This is a genomic window from Sporosarcina ureae, assembly GCF_029267015.1.
Classification (GTDB): domain Bacteria; phylum Bacillota; class Bacilli; order Bacillales_A; family Planococcaceae; genus Sporosarcina; species Sporosarcina ureae_D.
Genome location: NZ_JARIEA010000084.1, coordinates 1 through 18,782 on the forward strand (window position 1 = coordinate 1; position 18,782 = coordinate 18,782).

The window sequence follows — 18,782 nt, forward strand, 5'->3', positions numbered from 1 at the left end:
TTCAAATACTTCTTCGCACGGAACAAACGTGACTTCACCGTACCAATCGACACACTCATCAACCCAGCAATCTCTACCAACGAATACTGATTCACATAGAAATACTCAATCGTCTTCCGGTATATCCCATCCAATTCGCCGATCTTCTGCTGCACTAGCTCCGAAATGTCACTCTGCTCCATCAACTCAGCAGGTGTTTTCGAATTACTGGGAACCAAATCAAGGATCGGAACGTCTAATGTATCAGGTTGATTCATCACGTATTGACTGTGACGCACATTTTTTCTATAACGGTCGCGGAATGTATTCATACAAATCGTTGTTAACCAAGCTTTCATACGGTTCACTTCGCTCATCTCACCACTATAGCGGACAACCTTTACCCATACGTCTTGCATAAGATCTTCTGCTTCTTCTTTATTGCGAGTCAATTTAAGACATAAGTGATATATATAGCGTCCATATTCTTCATATAATGCGTTTAAGTCGTTTTTCATAATAAGTAGCCTCCGTTTTGTAACTGATACCCTTATTATCACCGACAAACACATTATGAACTATCGCTTTCTCTTTCAGTAACCTTACAGTTATGTAAGGTTACTTGACATCTCTTAAACTTCTATGGCCTCTTGTTGTTCTTCTTGCTTGGTAATCCTCAGACGTAAAATCCGTGTACGATCCATCTCTTCGATTTCAAACAACAACGAATTATAGCTGAACGATTCACCCACTTCCGGAATATGACCCACTTCTTGAAAAACAAATCCACCGATTGTATCATGATCTGTCGGCAACTCTATGTCGAGAAGCTCAATGACGTCTTCAATCTCCAAGCGTCCTTGACAAACTAAGTGATTTTCTTCTTTCTCAAAGACCATCGACTCTTCCTCCACATCCGTTTCGTCCTCTATATCCTGTCCAATCATTTCTTCAATAATATCTTCCTGCGTTACAATTCCGAGTGTTCCACCGTATTCATCCAGCACGATTGCCATATGCTTCTTTTGTGTCAGCATCCGTTTAAATACTAGTTCCACACTCGCTGTTTGTACGACAAACAACGGCTGGCGATCAATGACATCCGCAAACGACCGCTCGGGATACATCGACCACTCGATTATCATTTTCGAATAAAAAATACCGACCACTTTGTCGATACTTTCTTCATACACAGGGTAGCGAGTGTAGAAATATTGCAATACGACATCACGTACTTCTTCATACGTAGAATCCATCGATAGCGAAATAATGTCCGTACGGTGTGTTTCCATTACATCACTGACATCTTTATCGCGGAAGTCGAGCATACCTTTTAAACGAAGGGATTCATCTTGCCCGAAAGTACCTTCTGTAGATGCAATGTCTACCATAGAACGGACGTCTTCCTTCGTCAAAGTTGCTTCCGTAATCGTTCCTTTAGAAATCAAACGAACGAAGAAATTCGTAAACAGTGACAAGACTAACGTCAACGGAATCAATAACTTCACGAGTACCGTAATAGGTGGTGCTACGATATACGCGATACGATCCGCAAATGTAGCAGCAATCGTTTTCGGTAATACCTCTCCAAATATAATCAAAACTACCGTTAAAATCCCTGTCAATAATCCAATGCTCAATCCTTTGTCGATGGCAATCATCGTTACAATTGTCGGCATTAAAATATTGGCGATATTATTTCCGATTAAAATGGCCGTAATCATACGATCCGGCTTGGAAATCAATTTCCTTAATTTTATCGATTTAATGTCTCCCTGATCCGCGCGTAATTGAACTTTCATTCGATTGATAGCAGTCAGAGCTGTTTCACTTCCCGATAAAAAGAAAGACAAGAATAAACAAAGTCCCAGTGCAATAAACAATTGCGTCTCCTCCAGCGTTTCTCCATTTATTTGTTATCATTCATCAATTATTAATTCCATGAATCCAACATTTCTTATTGCGTAAGTATATCATACATATAAACTGATCCGTTAATGCAACACGCAAATTAGGACGTCTACTTTTAACATTCGGTTCCCTTATCTGTAAGCGTCTAAACCTTAGTGCATCACGAACTTCTGCTATACTGTGAATAGAAAATATCCAAAGAAAAGAGGGTTTATTATGACTTCATTACAATCATTGGACCAATATTTCACGAATAACCGCGACCGCCACTTGGAAGAATTAACAAACTTCTTAGCAATTCCAAGTATCAGTGCACTTTCCGAGCATCAATCGGATATGCAAAAAGCAGCGGAATGGCTGTCGAATGAATTCAAAAGTATCGGACTGGAAAATGTATCGATTGAAAAAACCGCTGGACAATCTGTTGTCTATGCAGACTGGTTGCATGCTGAAGGTCAGCCAACTATTTTGATCTACGGTCACTACGATGTGCAGCCTGTTGATCCACTCCACTTATGGGAAACACCTCCATTTGAAGCAACTATCCGTGATAATAAATTATATGCACGCGGAGCAAGCGATGATAAAGGGCAAGTGTTTATGCACAGTAAAGCAATCGAGGCGCTGATGAATGTTGAAGGCAAACTTCCCGTCAACGTCAAGCTTATTATTGAAGGAGAAGAGGAGATCGGCAGCCCGAGTCTTGAGGAATATATCCAAAACAATCAAGATAAGCTAGCGGCAGATTTTATCGTCATTTCTGATACTGGCATGTACGGACCTGGACAACCGGCCATTTGCTACGGACTGCGCGGGTTAGCCGGTGTACAGATTGATGTGAAAGGACCTAAAGGCGACTTGCACTCCGGACTTTACGGTGGCGGCGTTCAAAACCCCATCCACGCACTCGTCGAAATCCTAGCTTCATTCCGTGATGCCGAAGGAACAATTGCAATCGATGGATTCTATGATCAAGTTCGCGACCTAACTGAAGAAGAACGCGCAGGCTGGGCAGCTCTTGATTTTGATAGAGATGCAGTGAAAAAAGAAGTGGGCGTCAAAGAACTTACAGGCGAACCAGGTTATACGTACACGGAACAAACATGGGCTCGTCCTACACTCGAGATCAACGGTGTATTCGGCGGATTCTCAGGAGAAGGTATCAAAACCGTTCTTCCTTCCGAAGCCGGAGCAAAAATCACATGCCGTCTTGTTCCTGATCAAGAACCTGATGAAATCGTAGAAAAACTACGCGCGCACATCGCGAAACACGAACCAGTGGGCTGTGAAGTAACGATCACGGAATTCGATAAGGGTAAGCCTTACTTGACGCCATACGACCACGAAGTCATTCAAGCGGCGGGCCGAGCATATGAGCAAGTATATGGTGTACCAACCGTCTACACTCGCGGTGGTGGTTCTATTCCAATCGTCGCGGCATTCGATGAAATCCTAAAGTTACCTGTAGTATTAATGGGCTTTGGTCTAGATACAGAAAACTTCCACGCGCCGAATGAACACTTCCACTTGGAAAACTTCGACAAAGGACTGCGTGTCATTAGTAGTTACTATGGAGAAATTGAAAAGCTCGGACTGTGAGTTTCTAGGCTATGAGCGGATTTATGGTTGCATAGAGCATTCGGTCGGAGTCTATGAGCGGATTCGTGGCTGCATAGAGCACTCGGTCGGAGTCTATGAGCGGATTCGCGTCTGCATAGAGCACTCAACGGAGTCTATGAGCGGATTCGCGCCTGCATAGAGCACTCGGTCGGAGTCTATGAGCGGATTCGCGTCTGCATAGAGCACTCAGCCGGAGTCTATGATCACATCACTCCCAACACGTATCCCCACTCACCTTTTCAACATACAAAAACAGGCTACTCCACATCGTGGGGTAGCCTGTTTCTTATTTTACTCTTCTTCGTCTGGTTCACTACCAAAGTACGTAATAATTTCATCGATTGGCTTACGTGGTGCGGCTTTCGGTAATGAATCGAAATGACCGAACTGCAACATGCTGATGATGCGCTCGCCTGTCTTTATACCCAAGCGTTCGCGGAACTTCGGATTATCGATAAACGGAGGTGTTTTCCAGCACGTTCCTACTCCACGATCCCAAGCAAGCAATTGAATATTCTGGATCAGTATGCTGGCTGCCGCAAAATCCTCCAGCCGTTCTTTTTGGCGTACGTCTTCAGGTACGATGACGAATACAGCTGCACTGGCAGTCGAGAACTTCTTCATTTGTTTTTCAAGATCCTCGTCAGAAAGCTGTTTCCAATTTGCTACACCGAACTCCTTCAAGACGTCCAAAAGCTGTTCATACTGTTCATCTGTTGCCACGATCAATCGCCAAGGATTACGGTTTCCGTGGTTTGGTGCCCAAACGGCATCTTCTATAATTTCTGGGATGATCTCTGGTTCGATCGGTTGTCCGTTAAAATTCTTAATAGAGCGCCGTGATACGATGGCCTCTCTTACCGATAATGCTTGTTCATTCACACTCAACCTTCTCCTTTGCACTAAGTATCTGTTTTTCATTATACCCTAACTTGGTAGTCTGTTGCTAGAGGCTATGGGAAACACTTTGATGCAGAGCTGGATATTTATGAGAAGTCGTCATGTATTTTGAAGAAGATGTATTTTGCATTTGGCGAGTAGGCATAGGAATCTTTATAGTCCCATGTGCGATTATGCGCGTTATACGTATGTGCACTGACGAGTGGGTTATCCCCGTCCATAGCAGTTACAATCGTCGAATGATCGAAACGGCCGTCCCCTTGGAGATCATACGAAATTACATCGCCCGGTCGTAATTCTTGGGCGCTCTTAACTTGTGTGGCAGTCAGCCCTTTTGTCGAAGTGGCTAGATACCAGCGCAATGAATGAGCAACGGTGAAACTGAAACTCCATGTTCCTTTGTACATCCACCAACCTTTTTCGCGGTTTGGCGCGCCATGCATCGGTGCACCGCCTGCCAATAAACATTGGGAAATAAAACTCGTACAGTCATCATCAAAAATTGGGAACGCTGGATTTCTACTGTTCCACCATTTATCCGCGTAGCGCACTGCTGCTTGTCTATCGTACAAAAAATCCCTCCTTGCCATATCATATGACAAAGAGGGACGTTCAATTAATGATGTAGCACTTTAGATAAAAAGTTTTGGGCACGTTCAGAGTCGGGGTTCGTGAAGAACTTGGAAGGTGTTGCCTGTTCCACAACTTTGCCGTCAGCCATAAAGATAATTTCGTCGCAAATTTCTTTGGCGAAGCCCATTTCGTGCGTCACGACGACCATCGTCATACCACTTTCAGCAAGTTTACGGATTGCATCGAGCACTTCCGTGACCATCTCAGGATCTAGTGCGGATGTTGGCTCATCGAAAAGCATGACTTGTGGATCCATCGCAAGCGCACGCGCTATGGCGACACGTTGTTGCTGACCCCCTGATAACCGATTGGGATATGCATCGTATTTATCGCCTAATCCAAGTGAAGTGAGTAACTCCTTACCTCTCTCTTCCGCAGCGCTTTTACTCAACCCTTTTACATTGATTGGTGCGAGTGTCACGTTTTGCAACGCAGTAAGGAAAGGATAAAGATTAAAGCTTTGGAAAACAAACCCGATTTCAGAACGTGCTTTATTAATATTTACTTTTTTATCGTGAATGGAAATTCCGTCTACGATGATTTCTCCATTATCAATGGGCTCGAGCGCATTGATTGTTCGGATTAATGTAGACTTCCCTGCTCCACTTGGGCCAATAACAGCCACTACATGGGATTTAGGTACTTCAAGTGAGACGTCCGTCAGCACTTGATTCATACCGTATGTTTTATTGACATTTTTGATAGAAATCATATCTGGCACTCCTTCACATCAAACTTCATGAATTTTCTCTCGCTAATAGTTTCTGTTCGATCGCACGGATGATCATGGATAACGTGAACGTCATGGCAAAGTAAACGAACCCTATAAATGTCCATATTTCAATGGATCGCATACTAGTGGCAACGAGGTTCTTCGCGTTCAACGTCAATTCCGTCGCACCGATGACCGAGATCAAAGAGGAATCTTTAATTAGCATGATGAATTGTGAAGCAAGTGGCGGTAGAACTCGTCTGAATGCTTGTGGCAAGACGATCAAGCGCATTGCCTGCCAGTAGGTCATGCCAGACGAACGAGCCGCTTCCATCTGACCTCTTGGCACACCTTGTATTCCTGAACGAACGATTTCTGCAATGAATGCTGCGGTAAAGACAGCTAGGCCGATAATCGATGCCCAATAGGAACCAAGTTTTAAAAATTGACCAAGTACAAAGAATATCCAAATCAATAGAACTAGCAACGGCACGCCGCGCATGATTTCAACATAAGCCGAGGAAAGAATACGGATAAATCCATTGCGGGAAATGCGGCCCATTCCGATGATAATACCGAGTGGAATAGCTAGCAATAATGCGATGGCTGAAATTTCGAGTGTTTTCAATGCTCCTTGAATAAAGATATCCATATTTTGAGATATTACACTGAAGTCATATTCATAGCCGCCCATATTATTCTCCCGAAACCTTGTCTAGCCAGTCGCTATCCTCAAACCAGCGACTTCTTGATTCCAATTCTTCTGGGCTATCCACATAGCTATACAAGAATGAGTTCAGCCATTGAATCGTTTCAAAATCATTTTTCTTCACTGCAATTCCTAAATTTTCAGCAGACAGCAAACCTTCGAGCTGGTGAACTTCTTTTTCATGCTCCAAACGCCAGACAGCAATAGCAGGCTCATCATAGACAACTGCGTCTGCTTGGCCTGAACCCATTGTTGTAGCTGCCAATGGGAAATCTTCAAAATCTACAACTTCCGCGTTTTTGAACTGTGACTTCGCAAGCAACGCGCCCGTAGTTCCGATACCTACAGCGATTTTATTCCCTTTGACGTCAAGTTCTTCCCATGACTTGATCCCTTTGCTTGCGGCCGGTACCATGATTGCTTGACCTGTTTTATAATAAGGATTGGACATGCTAATGGACAGCGCACGGTCTCCACGGATCGTCATACCTGCGATGACCATATCCACTTCACCTATTTGCAAAGCTGGCCCTAAGCCATCAAATGCGAATTGCTTAAATTCAACTTTTGTATCTAACGCTTCGCCTACCGCGTTGGCTAGATCGATATCGTAGCCGACAAACCCACCTTCAATACTTTTCATTTCAAACGGGAAATAACCGGGCGCAATTCCAATTACTAATTTTTTGTTGTCTTTAATATTCTTTAACGTGGATTTCTCTGTTGACCCTGCTCCTCCATCGTTACTACTACATCCCGCAACGACCAATACTAGGATTAGTAATAGTGCTGTAAACATCTTCTTCATACATTTCCCCTGCTTTCTCTCGTCTAGTATAAATATTCTAAATTAATATAATTATAAGATAACAACTAGTGTCTGTCTACAAGTATATGTATACGTTTACTTGCATATTCCATACAGTAGCCAAGCTCTTATAATAGTTATTTACTATAGTACTCAATATACGTTATAATGAATAATTATACAACAATAAAAAGTTTTATTCTATACTATTTAAGGGTATCTATAAAGGATAGCAACAAAAAAAACGACAATTCGTTGAGATTTCTCTCACGAATTGCCGCTACTAATTGAATGGAGCATAGGGGGCTCGAACCCCTGACCTTCGCACTGCCAGCGCGACGCTCTCCCAGCTGAGCTAATGCCCCTCGAATCTGATACAATATAGAGTATATCAACTGTTCGTTTAAAAAACAATAGGCAAGAAAGGTGGTTAATATGATGCAGCATGAAGAGAAAGAGTTGAATGAAACTGTACCTCTGTGCAACTCCAAGGGACTTCTGAATCCTGAATCAATAGGATACGCACGCAGCCCTTTAGTGAGAAGCAACTTAAAAGGTCAGTTCATGAAAAAAAAGCGCTGGAATCATTGGTGCGTCTACGGGGAAGACCTCTTATTGTCTGCCTCGATCGTACACCTGGATCATAAAGCAATTTGCCTCATTTACATACTGAATTATGAAACTCAGCGTTTCTATGAAAAGCACGTAACCCTGCCTTTTGCGAGACGTGTAAAAATGCCAGAAGAGGCACTTGAAAGCATCAAGTTTGTACATGATGATATTACGGTTCAACTTGTTCACATGCAAGGTGAAACACATTTATCTGTCCTTATCCCTGACTTTGACAATGAAGTATTACACGCAGATTTGCATATTATCCACCCAGAGAAGGACGAATCGTTGAATGTAGTGATTCCGAAAAATCGTGACTCATTCCATTTCACATCTAAACATTCGATTATGCCGACCGGCGGATATGTACGCATTGGCGATCGTCGCTACGACTTCAATCCGTATTATAGTTTCGCTGTTTATGATTATGGTCGCGGTGTGTGGAACACTCGAACGAATTGGGAGTGGGCGATGGCTTCGCAGCGTACAAGCGGCAAACGAGTTGGATTGAATTTTGGCGGTAGTTGGACAGACGGTACCGGATTAACGGAAAACGCGGTCTTCGTGGAAGGTACAATGCACAAGATTCACGAGGATGTATTATTTGAGAGCGATGAAGAAAATCCGAAGAGTACTTGGAAGGTCCACACAAAGTTTTCAGATGATATTCAATTGACATTCAAACCATTTTTCCACTGCTCTACACATGACCACTATCTCGTACGGAAGATGTCGATCAGTCAATATGTCGGTTATTTCCACGGAAAAGTCCGACTGCCAACCGGACAAATTTTACCGATTCGGCAGATGCTTGGTTCAATTTCGGAGCGCAGATACCAATAAATTGTATCTCCACTCTGCTTTCACAGCCCACAAATAAAGCATTTTGGGTTTAAGGTTCCTCTTTTTAGGTCATAATATAAGAAGTATACACTTTAGAAAGGGTGGCGCTTATGTCATTAATGCGAATGTTATCCATTGTAGGGGTTTCATCTATTTTACTTCTAGGCGGTTGTGCGTCAAAAGACGAAGCACCGAACAACGATGATGCGGTAAGTATTGAAGGTGAAAGTGAAGGCAGTACAGTGAATACAGGCGACGGATACGGCTTCACGGATTTCGATTTGACGATCAAGAAAGATGGCAAGAAAATTGAAACTGATTATGAAGGTGTAAAGCCTGGCGATGCAGAGTACGTCAATGAATTCCAGGAAGTTGATCTCGAAGGTAATGAAGCAATTGACGATATGCATAAGATGTTCATGGAGATTTTGATTGATAGTGGCACTACAGAAGAAGAAGCGATTGATCGCATTCTGCAGTGGTATGGTCTTGATGATTATGATGAGTTTAAGTTGGATGTAGACTTTACAGACGACAAGTCTCTAAATATTGATGATAAGAAGTAATAACCTAGAACAAGCCATTTATCCGGTATTGGATAGATGGCTTGTTTTTGTTTGGAATTAGACAGTTGAATGAGGGTGAAAGCAACGTTGATCTGCGTTTCAGGCGGACGCTTTCCCATGAGCGTGGCTTGAGCCGCTTCCCTCATTCATCATGATTCAACATCCCATAAAACACGCCTCTACGTTCCAATAGTTCTTCGTGACTGCCCGACTCAAGTAGCTCGCCATCTGCCAGTACAAAGATTTTGTCTGCTTGCTTGATCGTGTTCAGACGATGGGCGATGACGAAACTGGTTCTCCCTTCCATCAGGCGCTCGAGTGCTTCTTGAATTGCTAGTTCCGTCACGGTGTCGATACTACTTGTTGCCTCGTCCAGCAACAGTAACGTCGGATCCGCCACTAGTGCACGGGCGATGGACAGCAGTTGCTTTTGACCTTGTGAAATCTCTTCTCCGCCTGCTGTCAGCACCGTATCATAGCCCATCGATAACTTGTTGATGAAGCTATGGGCATTGGCTTTTCTAGCGGCCTCTTCCACCTCTTCATCTGTTGCGTCAAGACGACCATATCGAATATTTTCGCGCACGGTCGCTTCAAATAAAAACGGATCTTGCAAGACGAAAGCCATTTGACTACGCACAGTTTGGCGCGGCAGTTCATTAATTGGGATACCATCGAGCAAAATTTGCCCTCTATCCGCTTCGTAAAAACGGGATAGCAGTTGCATAATAGTGGTCTTGCCTGCTCCTGTTGCTCCAACAAAGGCTGCTGTTTCGCCTGATCGAACGTGGAAACTGAGGTTTTTGATGATCGCTTCCTCTTCGTAACCAAATGTCACATCACGAAACTCGACATCACCGTGTAACGTTTCGGTCTGTTGAGTCGCTTCGTCTTTTTCGATCGGTTCATCCATGATCGCAAACACTCGCTCTGCGCCAGCGATAGCCGAGAGTACCGTGTTAAATTGATTGGCAAGATCGTTCAGAGGTCGCGTAAATTGTCTTGCGTACTCACTGAATATAACAATCGTCCCGACCGTTACACCTCCATACCCTGTCACAGCTAGCAGTCCGCCGACTCCTGCGACTATTGCAAATGACATATTGTTGAGCGTGTTCATGACTTTCGGAATGAAACCTGAATACGTCTGAGCCCAGAAGCCTGCTGTTCGAAGATGCTCGCTTTTCTGTGCGAACTCTTCCATGACATTCTGTTCCTGCGAAAATGCCTTGACGACTCGTTGGCCCGAGACGGTTTCTTCAATCATGCCGTTTAATTCACCAATTGCGCGTTGCTGTTCTTTAAATAGAATACTTGTCCGCCGCGTAATCCATCGCATCGCAATAAACATTAACGGAACAATAATCATCGTCAGTAACGTGAGTAAAGGGCTGAGATAGAGCATAATCGATACTGTACCTACTAGTGTCAGTACACTGGAAAATACTTGGATCAATGAAGAATTCAATGTTTGGCTAACGTTCTCAATGTCGTTCGTCACGCGACTCATTAGTTCACCGTGTTGTCGTTTATCAAAGAAACGGATAGGCAACTTCTGGAGATGACCAAATAATTGCGTGCGCATACGATACACCGTTTGCTGCGCAATGCCGACCATCCAGTAGTTTTGAAAATACGTAGACAAAGAGAAGCCCGCATAGACAAGTAACAATAAACCAATCTGTAGACTTAGCCCGTCCACTTCTTTCGGGATGATGAAATGGTCGATAATATTTCCAATCATCAACGGCCCAATTAGCGCAAGTCCAGAACTAACAAAAACGAGTGCCAGTACAGCTAGGAGTAAACTACGTTGTTGGTCAATCAACTGCCAAATACGCGTGAGAACGGATTTCCAATTGCCGGCCTTCTGAACTTTTTTACGCTGTACTTTTGATAGATCGTTTTTTTGAATAATAGGTTCATAGCCAAATGGTTTTCGCATCATGCCACTCCCCCATTCTGTTGCGATTCTGCAATCTCCCGGTAGAACGAGGAAGACTCGAGTAGTTCTTCATGTGTACCATAGCCAACTATTTTGCCATCTGACAATAATAAAATCGCATCGGCTATTTGGGCAGTTTGAATCTTTTGAGTGACGATGAACATCGTCGTATCTTCTTCACGTAAGGCTTCCCACAGTGCCGACTCTGTTTTAACGTCGAGTGCACTTGTGCTGTCATCTAAAATCAATAAGGATGGCTTACGGATCAATGCACGTGCAATGGATAGACGCTGTTTCTGACCGCCCGATAAATTGACTCCACGTTGTCCAACACGTGTTTCATATCCTTCTGAAAAGTGCATGATCGATGAGTGAATTTGTGCCTTTTTAGCCGCCTCTTCAATTTCATCCGCTGTGGCATCCGGTTTACCCCATGATAAATTTTCTGCAATGGAGCCAGTAAACAGCATCGATTGCTGTGGCACATAGCCAATCAAATTACGTAACGTGTCAAGTGGCCACTCTTCTATGTACTTGCCGTCAATCCACACAGAACCTTCAGAAACCGTGAACATACGCGGTAATAATTGAAGCATCGTAGATTTACCTGATCCGGTAGCGCCCATGATGACAAGCTTTCCGCCTGCTGGAACTTCAAAAGACACGTCTTTAAGTACGTCTTCCGCAGTTCCTGGATAGCGGAAGGAGACATGTTCAAAACGGACAGACGCTGCACCTCGCGGACGATTTTCGCCCATCTCGAGCTTTTCAAGTTCGTCGTCAGCCACTAGCAATTCTTCCATTCGTTCGGAAGATGCTTTTGCACGGGAGAAGATTACAATTAAAAAGGAAAACATCGAAAATGCACTGGTCATACGCATCGTGTAGTTGACGACCGCTACGACGTCTCCGACAGGCATTCCTGAATTGCGAACTTCATCTGCACCGAACCATAGTACTGCCATAAAGCTAACGTTCATGATAAATAGCAAGACAGGCAAAATCATTTCCATCAAACGCATGGCGCGGACACTATCTTTTTTCAGTGCGCCAGCCGCTTTTGAAAAACGGTTCGTTTCAAAAACACCTCGCAAATAGGCTTTAATGAGACGAACCGCTTGTAGATTTTCTTGCACGAGTTGATTCACTCCGTCCAAACGACGCTGAACTAAGCCGAATAAACGGACGCCTTTTCGTGCCATGATAATAAGAAACACAGCTAAGAACGGTGCACCGATCAGTAGAAACATCGCGAGCTTAGGACTTACAACAAATGCCATAATCAAGCTTCCAATTACCATCAACGGGGCACGGGCCATAATACGCAATCCCATGAAGAGCGCGTTTTGTGCAAGCGTCACGTCACTTGTCAGACGTGTGATAAGACTTGACGTCGGAAAGCGCAAAAATGCCGCCAATGAAAACGTTTGAACACGCTGAAACAAAGCCTGTCTAAGATCATAACCAAAGCTTTGTGCCGCATGTGCTGCGAAATAAGAATTGACAACACCTGTAATAAGCGCCAAGAAAGCTAAAGCCATCATGACACTTCCCCACACTAGAACAGTGTTCAAGTCTTCTTTCATAATTCCATCATCTATAATTCGACCAATTAGCAATGGCTGAATTAATTCGACCGATAGTTCGAGTAACATCAGTACAATAGCAATGAACATCGGCCATTTATAAGGAAGTGCGTAACGGAAAACTGTCTTCATATTAGGTCACCTCTTACTTGCTGTCATTCCATTCATTATGTCATATGAAATGACTACGTGTACAGACGAAGACCTACACTTCGCTATGTTCATACTCCTGATAGGCTTCAGGCGGTGGAGCGGTTTTCTTCTTGCGATTACCACCGACTGATAGCCAGACGACTCCGACGAGCATGACCGCTGCGCCACTTATTTGCCAGACCCCCATTGTCTGACCGAGCCATAGTACGGAGACAATAGCTGCTGTCAGTGGCTCGAAACAGGAGAGCACGCTTGTTTCAACAGGAGAAATGAACGTCATACTATGCAGGAACATAATAAATGCTAGCGTCCCCATAATGATGACGAGTAACAACATCCCCATCGCTGGGCCGTTGAGCAGAACACCTAGGTTCATGAAGAATATTGGTAAATTGATGATGAATAAAGTGACTCCTCCAATGAACATGCCCCAGCCGACGACAAGTAATACACCCCACTCTGCCATAAGTACGACAGGATATAATGTGTAGAATGTGAACGCGAACCCTACAATGACGCCCCACACAATTGCGGTAGTATCCAATGAAATACTCGAGAACGACCCATTTGTTAAAAGTAGGATCAAACCGAATAACGCGACGATCATTCCGATCACTTGACCGCCTGGCGGGAAGGACTTTTGAAGAATAGACAATAAGATGATGATGTAGACGGGTGCAACGAACTGGAATAACGTGGCTACTACTGCGTCACTGTGTGCAATTGTCTGGACGAATCCGTATTGTACACCAAGCATCCCGACGACACCGAACATCACCATTTTGCGCAACCACAACTTCTGCCTCATAGGGCGACCAATTTGTATGCCCTTTGCTTTCAATAATAATAAAACTACAGCTCCTGCAATCGTCAAACGTAGGATTAACATCATAGAAACAGACATTTCGCTATGGTTCAAAATCCACTCCATCATGGGTCCAGTTGCTCCCCACAACATGGATCCTATAACGATCATCATAATGCCTTTTAATCGCAACATTATCCGTCACCCCTAACTAATTCCTTATTTTTTAAACTATATAGTATAAAATTCACATATCAGATATAGACACACTGGTGTTTTCCTTTATAATGGTTATATAGTAGATTGGAAAGGAGTGTCTCTATGCATACAATTAGCTTACCGGAGACTAGCACACATCATGCACTAGTCGATAGTCTTAATAGATACCAATTAGTTACACATACAGACGGCGAAGGTCTAATAACCTATGCCAATCAAAATTACCTAACTGTCAGCGGTTGGACTCCTAAGCGTATTATAGGTAAATCCTTCTGGCAAATGTTCTCTGACCGAGACGAAAGTCAGGAAATAGCGAATGCCATTTGGGACCGTTTATTATCCGGCAAAACATGGGTGGGCAAGGTAGAAAAAATGACTCGCGCAGGCGAACCGTTCTTTGTCAATACACTGGCTGTACCTACCCTCTCTGATTTCGGCGAACTGCAATCCGTGTTTTTCCTCGAGCTTGATATCACAGAAGATATTCGCTTGCAGGAACGTTTAGGAGAAATTGCATTTATCGATGTGGAAACCGGACTCATGAGCCGCCACAAGTTAGAACAAGTAGTCAATGAATCTATCACAAATGGCACGCATTTTTCATTCGTTTATTTGACGATTGATCATTACTTCACTATGAAAGAGCTGCAATCCCAGGAATCTGAGACACAGCTGATTCAAGAATTTACCAACCGACTAAAGCGCTACTTCCAAGATAGCCCCATCGCGCGTATCGATACGAATAGCTTTGTTGTGTTGACGGCTTTCGGAGATTGGTATATTCAAGGTTTTTATGATTTCTTGAAGCAACAGCCGGTCTACCTCAACCAAAACGCACAGACCCTATCGATCAGCGGCGGGATCGTACGTTTTCCAGAGGATCAACAAACATACATGCAACTTTATAAGGTAGCGATGACAGCGGCGGATGACGTGATCAGTCAAGGTGGCGGGCGGATAGCATCCCTTTCTGCTCAGTCTCATAAAATTCTGAACCGACGTTTGGAAATTGACCGCAAGATGCTAACCGCACTCGATCGCAATTCATTACACGTAGCTTATCAGCCTCAACTTGATGTGGCTAGCGATAAAATCACTTGCTACGAAGCACTCGTGCGCTGGGAAGATGAAGATTTAGGTGTCATCAGTCCTGACGAATTGATTCCCATTGCAGAAGAAAATGGCTTGATTGAAGAAATCGGCGCCTATGTTGCAGAAGAAGCCATGACGTTCGTGACGAAATGGCATCGCATTGGTAATGATATGAGTATTTCTATTAACTCCTCTATTCGCGAATCACTGAATCCGCAATGGAAAGATCGCTTGATTTCTATTTTAAATGAGACCGGTTGCCCTGCGCATAAAGTACATCTTGAATTCACGGAGAAATTTGCACTTAAAGCGGAAGAAGAACAATCCGTACTGGGGCAAATGTCAGAACTGCAAAAACTCGGTTTGCAGTTTACGCTTGACGACTTTGGTTCGGGATATGCATCATTGCGCTACTTGCAACATTTACCGATTTCTAGCGTGAAGATTGATCGCGTCTTTATTGATGCGTTGCTAAGCAATCCGAAGACACAAAAGTTGATCGAAGGATTGATTCTTCTTACCAAGAAATTAAACTTATATACAATTGCAGAAGGTGTCGCCAATGAACAGCAATTTGAATTGCTGAAAGAGATGGGCATTGATGCTATGCAAGGCCACTTCATCGGCATGCCGTTGCCTGCTGAGCAAATTGAAATTCAATAAATTATCTTTATACAAATCAGATGGAGCTCCTTTCGTATAGAAAGGGCTCCATTTTTGTCTAACTTGTTTAATTGTGGGCGTTACTAGTGCGTTTGATTACAGCTTACTGTACGAGGGCTAAAAAGACAACCTTTTTCGATTGGCGTAGAGGAGGTCATGTATTATCTGCAGGCTCTCAGTGGTCGTTTGTGGGGTTTTCGAATGAAGGATGGGATAGTGGATAGTGGATAGTGGATAGTGGATAGTGGTTGGAACTCGTTGATCTGCGCTACAGCCAAGCGAACAGCGAAGGGTTCGCTTTGCCGTAACGAAGATCAACTCAGAAAGCGGTCCTAAACAATCGCCACCGTTTACTGGTTGAACAATTCATTATCTAGAAAATACCATCAATCTCTAGTAAGTTCCATACTTCCTTTATTTGTTTCCCATCAAGAATAACTTTTCGAAGTAAATCCTCACCATCTTCTCCAAGAATTTCACTTGCAGGATCATAGAACTTCCAAAACATAAATCTACCTGTTCCAGCACCTATATAGTAATTTTCATTTCTATAAATAAAATGAATCTCTCTTCCTGTATCTAAGTCTTCAATAAATTCCTCGTAACTGTAATTCATTCGTTCGAACTCCTTAAATTAGCCCAGTATAGGAATCGGATACAAATTCTTCTTCAAGAATTGCCCCCGATTGACGAAATTACCGACTCTTTTGCCATTTGTTAAAAGATATAGAAAAAGTGCTAACGAATAATATCAGAAATGAAACACCCAAAATTATTGGTATGAATGTGAACGCATCGATAGTGCTCCCCTCAGTAGTCCAACTTGAAGCACCAGAAGGTCTCGAGAACGTGGTTGCTAATCCTTCTCCATTAGCTCCAGATATTAAAAACAAAACACCCAAAAATAAAAAAGCAATAGGAATTCCAAACAACTCTGTAATTTTATTTTTCAATTTAATCTCTCCCCGTACTTAAGAAAATGGCCTATTTGATGCATTGTCCTTATCACGCAAACGCCCCCGTTTACGGAGAACAACTACAAAAATGTATGACGTCATTGAGATATTTCAGCCGCAGGACACCCTTGGCTATCAACTTCCTTGGAACCAAATATTTGGTAATGATATCTTCGCTCTTGCTTCCCCTCTTCTTGTACAGCACCATTAGCCGAGGAGCGAAATTCTTCTTGTGAAAGCTCTTTCACTTTTTTCCCGTTTTCATCTACATAAAAGGCTTTCAATCGAGATGGACCAGAATGTTCTTCATAAGCCCAACCAAATTCCGCTGGAGATGAAGTATTGATAATGCCACTTTCAGGAACTAAATATTCAATTACATTACTTTCAATTTTCAGCGGTGGAAATCCCTCTACTTCATAGTTTATAACTACGCATCCTTCGAAATCCATCGGTAATAAGTATGTCTGATCTGTCCCTTTTTTACTGGATATTGTAATTAAATAAAAACTTCCTATAATAATTAAAGCTAATACAACGATTCCTACCCACTTTAAATTCAATTTCGGGTTATCATTCGAAATCAAAAGGAATAAGACATATAGTACTATCGCAAGCAATGCAATGGTAACCGAATAAAACAAAGTTCCCCCAAACATCAGTAGTGCCATTAGATAGCTCAGAAGTAAAGATAGTAAGCCCCCCAATATATAAGTAAGTGCCCCGACCTTAAAATATTTATGAAATACTTTATAGGTGAAGAAACCACCTATAGCACTGACAAACACTGACAATACACATAAATAGAAAATGGGTAGATACATCGCGAAAATACCACCTTTTTTTGTAAAGAAAATTAAAGAATTTGGCCAGTTAATGGCATAAAATTTATGCAACAAACGCACCCATTTCTTGAACAAGAGAAGTTCGTATCCTTAAATTCGATTGCCTTCAAATTCATACCATTTCACTTTTTACCGATCCAATCGACTCTTTTATGGTTAGATTCCTTTATCTTTTTAGCACAAGGCAACTTTAGAATTTTGTTTTCTCTAATACATTTACTAGTTGCGATAAATAGCTCGTTACAGCGTAAAGCGTTAGATAGAACTTTCTTTCCGTTAAGTTAAACTATATAATAGACTTACTAGGAGTGATTCGGGATGAATAAAGAATTGATTGAAATGATGGGTAAAATGATGGAACAAATGAATGAAATGCAGTCAGAAATGAAGAACGGTTTTTCAGCAGTCAATGAACGAATTGACGGGTTGGATTCAAAGATTGATACAGGGTTCAATTCTATGAAAGAAATGCTTTACGGCATCGGCAAACAGTTTGAACTGGGTACTGAACAAAAAGATGCAAACATTGACGAGATAAAACAGGATCTAAAATTTGTTACTCATAAACTTAACAGTGTTGAAAAAGATGTGTTCAATTTAGGGGGAAGACAGTAATTAATCAATCAAGGCACCTCTACGGGTGTTTTTTCACGTCATTTATATACTGAATATCTGGCCAGTACTTGTTCTGTTATAGCCCCCGATAGCTAGATAGTGGTCTGAAACCGTTGATCTGCGCTGCAACCGGACGCTTTCTGGAGGGCGGGCGGTGAACCACACCCCTCACTTCGCTCGCTGGGTGTTTCACCTGTCCCGCTGATCCTCCCAGAGTCGCCGGTTTCCGCTCCGATCAACTAGCTGACTACAAAGAAACTCTGCGACAATCGCGCCCGTTAATAGTGATTTTTATTCCAAATGTCTCTCTGGAATTTTGAGGAACCATATATATATAGCCAATGCAATTATAGCGCCATATAATAAATTTACTTCGATAAAAATCATTACAAATAAGTAACTTAGAAGTAAAGTTAATATCCCACCTAACACAGAACTAATCGTTTTCGGTAACAGAAATTTATAACTTAGTTTATAAAAAATAAAGCCACCAACTGAACTTACAAAAATCGATAACACTAATATATAAAAAAAGCTTAAAGACATTCTATCACCGTCCTTTTTAAAATAATTTGGACCGTTTGGTGCGCAACAGTTGTACAGTTAACGC

Annotated in this window: 18 protein-coding genes and 1 tRNA gene; 5 read left to right on the forward strand and 14 right to left on the reverse strand. The window is 42.6% G+C overall.

Annotated features, from left to right (window positions below):
* Together Q7P97_RS14845 and Q7P97_RS14850 are read right to left on the reverse strand one after the other, a co-directional pair.
* Nucleotides 1-497: RNA polymerase sigma factor (locus Q7P97_RS14845; RefSeq protein WP_303970275.1), on the reverse strand; the 497-nt coding region annotated here is incomplete at its 3' end.
* 114 nt (nt 498-611) lie between these two features.
* Complete coding sequence (locus Q7P97_RS14850; RefSeq protein ID WP_303970277.1) at nt 612-1,862, reverse strand: hemolysin family protein; 1,251 nt, start codon at nt 1,860-1,862, stop codon at nt 612-614.
* Nucleotides 1,863-2,106: 244 nt separating this feature from the next.
* Between Q7P97_RS14850 and Q7P97_RS14855 the strand changes: the two genes are divergently transcribed.
* Entirely contained in the window at nt 2,107-3,489 is a 1,383-nt protein-coding gene (locus tag Q7P97_RS14855; RefSeq protein ID WP_303970279.1) for a dipeptidase, read from the forward strand.
* Nucleotides 3,490-3,801: 312 nt separating this feature from the next.
* Here Q7P97_RS14855 and Q7P97_RS14860 read toward each other — a convergent pair whose 3' ends face one another.
* The 6 genes from Q7P97_RS14860 to Q7P97_RS14885 form a co-directional block, all read right to left on the reverse strand.
* Complete coding sequence (locus Q7P97_RS14860; protein ID WP_303970281.1) at nt 3,802-4,392, reverse strand: nitroreductase family protein; 591 nt, start codon at nt 4,390-4,392, stop codon at nt 3,802-3,804.
* Nucleotides 4,393-4,496: 104 nt separating this feature from the next.
* Entirely contained in the window at nt 4,497-4,982 is a 486-nt protein-coding gene (locus tag Q7P97_RS14865; protein ID WP_303970284.1) for an amidase domain-containing protein, read from the reverse strand.
* Between the two features lie 44 nt (nt 4,983-5,026).
* Nucleotides 5,027-5,755: an amino acid ABC transporter ATP-binding protein gene (locus Q7P97_RS14870; protein WP_303970285.1), complete on the reverse strand. Its 729-nt coding sequence runs from the start codon at nt 5,753-5,755 to the stop codon at nt 5,027-5,029.
* Nucleotides 5,756-5,780: 25 nt separating this feature from the next.
* A complete protein-coding gene (locus Q7P97_RS14875) occupies nt 5,781-6,449 on the reverse strand; it encodes an amino acid ABC transporter permease (RefSeq protein ID WP_303970288.1) in 669 nt (222 codons plus the stop codon).
* A 1-nt stretch (nt 6,450) separates the two neighbouring features.
* Complete coding sequence (locus Q7P97_RS14880) at nt 6,451-7,272, reverse strand: transporter substrate-binding domain-containing protein (protein WP_303970289.1); 822 nt, start codon at nt 7,270-7,272, stop codon at nt 6,451-6,453.
* A 292-nt stretch (nt 7,273-7,564) separates the two neighbouring features.
* Nucleotides 7,565-7,637: transfer RNA gene (locus Q7P97_RS14885), tRNA-Ala, on the reverse strand.
* Between the two features lie 70 nt (nt 7,638-7,707).
* Here Q7P97_RS14885 and Q7P97_RS14890 point away from each other — a divergent pair.
* Together Q7P97_RS14890 and Q7P97_RS14895 are read left to right on the forward strand one after the other, a co-directional pair.
* Nucleotides 7,708-8,727: a DUF2804 domain-containing protein gene (locus Q7P97_RS14890; protein ID WP_369684317.1), complete on the forward strand. Its 1,020-nt coding sequence runs from the start codon at nt 7,708-7,710 to the stop codon at nt 8,725-8,727.
* A gap of 110 nt (nt 8,728-8,837) precedes the next feature.
* The gene (locus Q7P97_RS14895) at nt 8,838-9,293 is read left to right on the forward strand and encodes a YusW family protein (RefSeq protein WP_303970292.1); all 456 of its coding nucleotides are present in this window, start codon (nt 8,838-8,840) and stop codon (nt 9,291-9,293) included.
* A 142-nt stretch (nt 9,294-9,435) separates the two neighbouring features.
* Here the strand turns inward: Q7P97_RS14895 and Q7P97_RS14900 are convergent, their stop codons facing one another.
* The 3 genes from Q7P97_RS14900 to Q7P97_RS14910 all read right to left on the reverse strand — a co-directional run bounded on the left by Q7P97_RS14900 (nt 9,436) and on the right by Q7P97_RS14910 (nt 13,977).
* Nucleotides 9,436-11,241, reverse strand: a complete 1,806-nt coding sequence (locus Q7P97_RS14900; RefSeq protein WP_483315754.1) for an ABC transporter ATP-binding protein — start codon at nt 11,239-11,241, stop codon at nt 9,436-9,438.
* On the reverse strand, nt 11,238-12,956 hold the full coding sequence (locus tag Q7P97_RS14905) for an ABC transporter ATP-binding protein (protein ID WP_303970294.1): 1,719 nt from the start codon (nt 12,954-12,956) through the stop codon (nt 11,238-11,240). The genes Q7P97_RS14900 and Q7P97_RS14905 overlap by 4 nt, the downstream gene beginning before the upstream one ends.
* A gap of 73 nt (nt 12,957-13,029) precedes the next feature.
* On the reverse strand, nt 13,030-13,977 hold the full coding sequence (locus tag Q7P97_RS14910) for a DMT family transporter (RefSeq protein WP_303970297.1): 948 nt from the start codon (nt 13,975-13,977) through the stop codon (nt 13,030-13,032).
* 126 nt (nt 13,978-14,103) lie between these two features.
* Between Q7P97_RS14910 and Q7P97_RS14915 the strand changes: the two genes are divergently transcribed.
* Complete coding sequence (locus Q7P97_RS14915; RefSeq protein WP_303970299.1) at nt 14,104-15,756, forward strand: putative bifunctional diguanylate cyclase/phosphodiesterase; 1,653 nt, start codon at nt 14,104-14,106, stop codon at nt 15,754-15,756.
* Between the two features lie 373 nt (nt 15,757-16,129).
* Here the strand turns inward: Q7P97_RS14915 and Q7P97_RS14920 are convergent, their stop codons facing one another.
* The 3 genes from Q7P97_RS14920 to Q7P97_RS14930 all read right to left on the reverse strand — a co-directional run bounded on the left by Q7P97_RS14920 (nt 16,130) and on the right by Q7P97_RS14930 (nt 17,632).
* Nucleotides 16,130-16,372, reverse strand: coding sequence for a hypothetical protein (locus tag Q7P97_RS14920; RefSeq protein ID WP_303970300.1), 243 nt, complete (start codon nt 16,370-16,372; stop codon nt 16,130-16,132).
* A 79-nt stretch (nt 16,373-16,451) separates the two neighbouring features.
* The gene (locus Q7P97_RS14925) at nt 16,452-16,709 is read right to left on the reverse strand and encodes a hypothetical protein (protein WP_303970302.1); all 258 of its coding nucleotides are present in this window, start codon (nt 16,707-16,709) and stop codon (nt 16,452-16,454) included.
* Between the two features lie 101 nt (nt 16,710-16,810).
* Complete coding sequence (locus Q7P97_RS14930; protein ID WP_303970304.1) at nt 16,811-17,632, reverse strand: DUF6843 domain-containing protein; 822 nt, start codon at nt 17,630-17,632, stop codon at nt 16,811-16,813.
* 243 nt (nt 17,633-17,875) lie between these two features.
* Here Q7P97_RS14930 and Q7P97_RS14935 point away from each other — a divergent pair, with 243 nt between their 5' ends.
* Nucleotides 17,876-18,172, forward strand: coding sequence for a hypothetical protein (locus tag Q7P97_RS14935; RefSeq protein WP_303970306.1), 297 nt, complete (start codon nt 17,876-17,878; stop codon nt 18,170-18,172).
* The last annotated feature ends 610 nt before the right edge of the window (nt 18,173-18,782 follow it).

Bases quoted from the DNA above. Each gene is read 5' to 3' on its own strand.
- Q7P97_RS14855 (WP_303970279.1), top strand. From the start codon at position 2,107: ATGACTTCATTACAATCATTGGACCAATATTTCACGAATAACCGCGAC.
- Q7P97_RS14870 (WP_303970285.1), bottom strand. From the start codon at position 5,755: ATGATTTCTATCAAAAATGTCAATAAAACATACGGTATGAATCAAGTG.
- Q7P97_RS14875 (WP_303970288.1), bottom strand. From the start codon at position 6,449: ATGGGCGGCTATGAATATGACTTCAGTGTAATATCTCAAAATATGGAT.
- Q7P97_RS14880 (WP_303970289.1), bottom strand. From the start codon at position 7,272: ATGAAGAAGATGTTTACAGCACTATTACTAATCCTAGTATTGGTCGTT.
- Q7P97_RS14890 (WP_369684317.1), top strand. From the start codon at position 7,708: ATGATGCAGCATGAAGAGAAAGAGTTGAATGAAACTGTACCTCTGTGC.
- Q7P97_RS14895 (WP_303970292.1), top strand. From the start codon at position 8,838: ATGTCATTAATGCGAATGTTATCCATTGTAGGGGTTTCATCTATTTTA.
- Q7P97_RS14900 (WP_483315754.1), bottom strand. From the start codon at position 11,241: ATGATGCGAAAACCATTTGGCTATGAACCTATTATTCAAAAAAACGAT.
- Q7P97_RS14905 (WP_303970294.1), bottom strand. From the start codon at position 12,956: ATGAAGACAGTTTTCCGTTACGCACTTCCTTATAAATGGCCGATGTTC.
- Q7P97_RS14910 (WP_303970297.1), bottom strand. From the start codon at position 13,977: ATGTTGCGATTAAAAGGCATTATGATGATCGTTATAGGATCCATGTTG.
- Q7P97_RS14915 (WP_303970299.1), top strand. From the start codon at position 14,104: ATGCATACAATTAGCTTACCGGAGACTAGCACACATCATGCACTAGTC.
- Q7P97_RS14920 (WP_303970300.1), bottom strand. From the start codon at position 16,372: ATGAATTACAGTTACGAGGAATTTATTGAAGACTTAGATACAGGAAGA.
- Q7P97_RS14935 (WP_303970306.1), top strand. From the start codon at position 17,876: ATGAATAAAGAATTGATTGAAATGATGGGTAAAATGATGGAACAAATG.